The organism is Deltaproteobacteria bacterium (genome assembly GCA_009929795.1).
Taxonomy (GTDB): domain Bacteria; phylum Desulfobacterota; class Desulfovibrionia; order Desulfovibrionales; family Desulfomicrobiaceae; genus RZZR01.
Window position 1 is genome coordinate 1 of sequence record RZZR01000150.1, and the last position, 5,577, is coordinate 5,577.

The 5,577-nt window shown below is 57.6% G+C and carries 5 protein-coding genes; 2 read left to right on the top strand and 3 right to left on the bottom strand.

Annotated features, from left to right (window positions below; translation table 11 throughout):
• Positions 1–615: cysteine--tRNA ligase (cysS, locus tag EOM25_11860; protein ID NCC25868.1), on the top strand; the 615-nt coding region annotated here is incomplete at its 5' end.
• Positions 616–933: 318 nt separating this feature from the next.
• Here the strand turns inward: cysS and EOM25_11865 are convergent.
• Positions 934–2,124, bottom strand: a complete 1,191-nt coding sequence (locus tag EOM25_11865; protein ID NCC25869.1) for a TraB/GumN family protein — start codon at positions 2,122–2,124, stop codon at positions 934–936.
• 59 nt (positions 2,125–2,183) lie between these two features.
• On the opposite strand from EOM25_11865, the gene EOM25_11870 reads away from it, so the two are divergent.
• On the top strand, positions 2,184–3,554 hold the full coding sequence (locus EOM25_11870) for a HAMP domain-containing histidine kinase (GenBank protein ID NCC25870.1): 1,371 nt from the start codon (positions 2,184–2,186) through the stop codon (positions 3,552–3,554).
• Between the two features lie 253 nt (positions 3,555–3,807).
• Here EOM25_11870 and EOM25_11875 read toward each other — a convergent pair whose 3' ends face one another.
• Both EOM25_11875 and EOM25_11880 read right to left on the bottom strand, forming a co-directional pair.
• Positions 3,808–3,963: a rubredoxin gene (locus EOM25_11875; GenBank protein ID NCC25871.1), complete on the bottom strand. Its 156-nt coding sequence runs from the start codon at positions 3,961–3,963 to the stop codon at positions 3,808–3,810.
• A gap of 202 nt (positions 3,964–4,165) precedes the next feature.
• A complete protein-coding gene (locus EOM25_11880; GenBank protein ID NCC25872.1) occupies positions 4,166–4,432 on the bottom strand; it encodes a 30S ribosomal protein S20 in 267 nt (88 codons plus the stop codon).
• Positions 4,433–5,577 lie beyond the last annotated feature (1,145 nt).

Here is a 5,577-nt window from a genome sequence, read left to right on the forward strand (position 1 = left end):
CGATACCATCCTGAGGTGCTGCGGTTTTTTCTGCTGACCAAGCATTATCGAAGCCCTCTCGATTATTCGGATTCGGCCCTGGACGAGGCTGAAAAGGGGCTTCGCCGCCTGTACCAGGCCTTGGCCTGGGCCCAGGAAGCTCTGGGCCGGGTCAAATGGGCCAACCGGGAACTGGACAACGAAACAGTGGCCGAGTTCGAGCGGGCCGCGGCATCATGGACCCAGGCCATGGACGACGATCTGAACACGGCCGGGGCCGTGGGGCACATGTTCACCATGGCCAGGATCGTCAACCGGATTCTGGAGGACAAGAATTATCGGGCGGCCAGCGGTGGGCGAGATATCCTGCAGCGGTTCGTGGTTGATTTTTCTCGTTGGAGCCAGGTGCTGGGCGTTCTCGGCCAGGACCCCAAGGAGTTTCTGGCGGCTTTGCGCGGCATTCGGGCCGAACGGGCCGGGATCGACACCACGGCGGTGGAATCGATGCTCATCGACAGGCAGGATGCGAGAAAAGCCAAGGATTTTCAGGCGTCCGACGCCATCAGGGACCAACTGGCAGCCATGGGGGTCACGGTGCGCGATACAGCGGAAGGCCAGGAGTGGGACATGGCCTGAACCGGGCGCAGAACATGAACGAGCTACGGCCCGTTTCCGGAGAACTCCGGGACGGGCCTTTTTCTTGTCAACGAAAGGGCTAGATTCGGTCGCAGGGCATGTCGGCCAGCCATTCCTCAACGGCCAGGGACAGCTCGGGACCGAAGGCTTCCAGCGGGTAATCGGCGCGGCAGGACCTGCAACGCAGCACGACCCCCCTTCAGTGGCGGATGAGGTCCAGGTTCCGGCCGCAGGCCGGGCATGGCGGTCCGGTTGGAGGCTGAGAAGGGCGTGAAAGGGAAAAGCGGCGGTCGATCATAGTCCGTGTTGGTTGAAGGTTCAGAAGGTCCTGGCCGCAATCCAGCTTCCCGAGACAAAGGTCCCGATGGAGCTGCCGATGTTGGCCAGGACGACAACCAGGAGGATGCGGCAGACCGGATTGCCCCAGAAACCACGCAGGGTGCCGATGGCGTTGGGGATGTCTTCGAGGTCGGCCACGGTGGGCTTCTTGACCCAGGCCTGGACGAGCCCGGCTACCCAGCCGGCGGCGATCATGGGATTCAGGCTGGTCAGGGGGGCGGCCACGAAGGTGGCGGCGATGGTGGCCGGATGGGCCAGGGCCAGAGCCGCTCCCAGGGCGGATAGACTGCCGTTGACCAAGACCCAGATGGAGATGGACCCGACTGAATGGGCCGCTCCGCCCGTGGCGAATCCATAGACCAAAATCCCGATTATGAGGGTCGGTATGAACCATTTCCAGAATGTGCCCCAACCAGAAGGCTTGGGAACGACCGTCAAAGGGCCGAGATCGATCTCCCGTCCGATGTTGCGGACGATGCCTGGGACATGGCCCGCGCCGACTACGGCGACAATGGCTTGGCCCGGGGACTGGCGGATTTTTTCCGAAAGATAGAGGTCCCGTTCGTCGATGAGCCGTTCCTTGATCTCGGGAAAGGTCTGGGCGAGAGTGCCCATGACGGCTTCGAGCTGGTCATGGTTCTTCAGGTTTTCCACGGATTCCCGGTCGATATCGGTGGCTCCGAGGATTCCAGCCAGCATCTGAGCCAACATCTTCATTCGGCTCCACAGGCCGAGTCCGCCCCAGACCCGCTTGAGGGTCACGTCCACTGCCCGGTCGGCTGGGATCAGGACTGCACCCGTTTCCCTGGCCAGTCGGACACCTTCCAGCATCTCGGCCCCGGGCTGCACTCCGAGCTGTTCACCGATCTTGCGGTAGAAAGAGGCCAACACGAGCTGAGCCAGGAGAAAAAGGGCCTTTTTTTCCTTGATGACCTTGAAGATGTCCATTTTTCGCCAGGCGTCCCGGTTGGTCATGGAGGCAAGCCGAGCCGGACAGAGTTCGACGCAGACCGTGTCCGGTTGGACGGTGGTGATGGTGGTCCGGACGTCGTTCACGCTTTCAGTGGAGACGTGGGCCGTGCCGATCAGATAGATGGTTCGTTCCGGATCGGAGAGCACGGTGACACTGGCCGGAAGGGTTTCGGGAGGGGTTTGTCGGGTGAAATTCATTGTCATTGTACCGGGAAAGAGATAATCGGGAAACAAACCATTAGGAGTCGATACGTGTTATGAAGCAAGAAACGAACAGCCTGTCGAACTGGAAGAAGATAGCCGAGCGGGTCGAGCGGAAACTGGCCGATTTCGCCAACTATAACTTTTCGGAAAGCGAGGTGGGGACCTTTTCCATCTTTTTCGAACTCGCCCAGGAATTCGACAACGCCGACGATCTGCAGACCACGGTTGTTGCCGTGCCGCATTTCGTCTTTGGAACCCATCTGACGCTGTTTCTTCTCGATCACTCGGGGGCCTTTGTCTGTAGCCGAAAGTTGCCTGGGACGGACGAGTGTCCCGAGCGGATTTGGATTGACGACGAAAAGCTTGCCCACGGGGTTCATGTTCATGGCCGAGATCTGGTGGTGCCCATTCGTTGCAACCGGATCATGGCCGATGAACTCCCTGTCCCGCCAAGGGGGAACGTCATCGGTGCCCTGCTCGTTCATGAGGGGGCTGCCCTGAGGGAACATGATCGGTTGTTCCACGAAAAATACGCGAATCGGGTCGGATTTCAGATGCACAACAAATTTATCAACGAGAGGAACAAGGAACATCTGAATTTCATCCGGACCATCGCTCAGGACATCGGACATAACGTCATCTTGCCCAACATGTATTTCAAGCTTTTGTTCCGGAAAATGAATCGTAAGATTCTGGAAACCCAGAAGGCCGTGACCAAGTTGATGGGTCAACAGTTCGCAGGCGAAGGGCAGTCCGGAGCCGAAATCTGGGGAGAGATTACCTCCCGCCTCGGTGAGCTCAACGAGCAGTACCAAGTCATCTATCAGCACTTCAAGCACACCAGCCTTTTCCTGGAGACCCTGCTCAGGCGGAGCCACTTCGAGCAGGGTCGTTACGTGCTCATGAAGCGGGTGTGTAACTTCAAAACCCAGATCGTCGAACCCCAGCTCGATCATTATCGTCCCAGGCTGAACGAGCGGGGCATCGAGGTGGACACGAGCATGGGTGGCGTCCCGGACGAGACCGTCGAGCTGGTGGCCGATATCGGCCTGTTGAGCCAGGTATTTGCCAATCTCTTTTCCAATGCCGTCAAATACACCCGGCCGGTCCGTGATCGTGACGGGTGTGAGCGGAAGTTCATTTCTTACGGATGGGAGTGGATGCCCAATCATTTCGGGCCCGGACAGAGAGCGGTCAAGATCAATGTCTTCTCGACGGGGCCTCATGTGCCGGACAAGGACCGGGCTCAATTGTTCGACCCGGATTTTCGGGCCGAAACTTCGGCCGGGGAGCCTGGATCGGGACATGGGCTGTCTTTCGTCAAGCAGATCGTTGAGCTCCATGGAGGTCAGGTCGGCTACGCTGCGACGGAAATGGGCAACGATTTTTTTATCATACTTCCGGCCAACGGTTCGGCCGCCTGAATTGTGTTGCAGAATAAAAGCCTTTACACATAGCGGCTGGGCCCGCGAAAGGCAAGGGCGGGTTTTCCGGACGATTCCGGAAATCCCGCCCTTGATTGTTTTGTGAGAGACTCACTCCTTTTCTTCCACCTGCTCGGCGACGAACCATAACGAATAGGAACTCATGGCTAGGTAGGCATGGGTCGAAAAAATTCGGCACGGATCTGTTCGTCGAGGGCCTTGTGCATTTTTGCGCCGAGCAGGGAGCGTCTCATCAGATTTTTTCAAAGTATTCTTTTTCAGCGCCGCACTTGGGGCAGACCCAGTCGTCAGGAAGATCCTCAAAGGGTGTTCCCGGTTCGATGCCGTTTTCTGGATCACCCAGCTCTGGATCGTAGACATATTTGCAAGGGCACTCATACTTGGACATGTCGCTCATTGTCTCCTCCGTGGTCGATGATTGAAATGGACGCATTGCGATTGAAAACCGAATGCATGTGCCAATAATAAACAGTATTCATGATAACTGGTTGAAATAATTTTGTCAATAGGAACTGTTCCTAACTTATTGCATTTGAAATAAAAAACCCGCCGAAAGGCGGGTCGTCGGAAACGTCAGGGAGCAAGAACAATCAGGCGGACATAGCCTGAACGGCTTTGGCCAGACGAGCCATACGTCGACCGGCGTTGCGCCAGTGAATGATGTTTTTGGATGCGGCCTTGTCCAGAACAGCGTTGGCCTGTCCAAGAACCTTGGCAGCGGTTTCGCCGTCACCGGCCTCAATGGCCTGCCGGACAGCCTTGACGGTATTCTTGACCCTGGTTTTGACGATCCTGTTCCTGTCTCTGCGTTTCAGGCTCTGGCGGTGCCTCTTGAGAGCCGACTTGTGGTTGGCCAATGTCTTTCCTCCTGAATGGTGATGAAGTGTTTAAAATGCCACGAGGGAATGTTCCCTGAATAGTTTGGTGAAAGGGAGTTTCTATGTTCGACGGCTGATGAATGTCAAGAAAAATCGGTCAAACACGGTAAAAAAGGGCCGGGTCCTTTCGGACCCGGCCCTTTTCGTGCGGTATCAGGCGGCAGGCAATCTTAGAAAGCGTAGACCAAGCCGAGGGACAGCCTGTAGGCGGCGTCGCTCTTCCGATCGTCGTCGAACTTGGGCTTCAGGTAGCCAAGCTCGGCCACAGCGGTCAGCTCTTCGAAGATCTTGTACTTGGTGTCGAAATCGGCTTCCCAGAGGCTGTCCTTCTTGTCGAAGTACATGCCGGTGTCGTCGTCGCTGGTGCCCTTGGCGTACATCAAGGTGAAGGTGTGGGACAGACCCTCGACGAAGGTCAGATCCTTGATCTTACCACCGACGGCCCACAGGGGAGCGACCTGCCAGTAACCGTCGGTCGCGCCGCCGGTCAGCAGGGAGGTGCCATCATAGAAGAAAGAGGTGGCGGTCAAATCCGGGGAAATGGTGGGCATGACGGTGTACTTGTCGTCGTCCTTGTCCTTTTCGCCGCTCATGTAGACAAAGAACAGCTCGGGGGTCATGAAGTCCATCTTGTAGTCGACGGCGGCGTCAAAGACCCAGCCTTCGGCCTTTTCAAGACCCAGAGCGTTTTGCTTGTCCATGGACAGGCTACCGTAAGCAAAGTCGGCCATGAAGACAAAGGGATCCAGCAGGGTCACCTGGGTGCTGAAGCCGGCCCACCAGGCCTTGGCGTCCTTGGACACGGGGATGGTGCCCATATCCGGGACACCCATGTGGCTGGAGACATCCGGGTAGTGGTCGCCGATGAAGCCGTACAAGAAGTAGGGCTGGATGGCGAAGCCGTCGAGCTGGACGTTGGCGATGGCCAGGGCGATGTCAAAGGCGTCCTTGACCTCGGGGTCGGTCGGGGAGCCATTGTAGGGGCGGGCCCAACCGGCGGTCAGGCTGAACACGTCGCCGAAGGGCATGGTAGCCAAAATAGCGGTGGCGCGGTCGTCGAAGATGTAGGAGCCCAGGTTGCCGGGGACCATGAAGTACTGGAGACCAGCCTTGATGTTCAGGCC

What these genes read in the sequence shown, in the direction of transcription:
- EOM25_11870 (NCC25870.1), top strand. Translation starts at nt 2,184, where the DNA reads ATGAAGCAAGAAACGAACAGCCTGTCGAACTGGAAGAAGATAGCCGAG.
- EOM25_11865 (NCC25869.1), bottom strand. Translation starts at nt 2,124, where the DNA reads ATGAATTTCACCCGACAAACCCCTCCCGAAACCCTTCCGGCCAGTGTC.
- EOM25_11875 (NCC25871.1), bottom strand. Translation starts at nt 3,963, where the DNA reads ATGTCCAAGTATGAGTGCCCTTGCAAATATGTCTACGATCCAGAGCTG.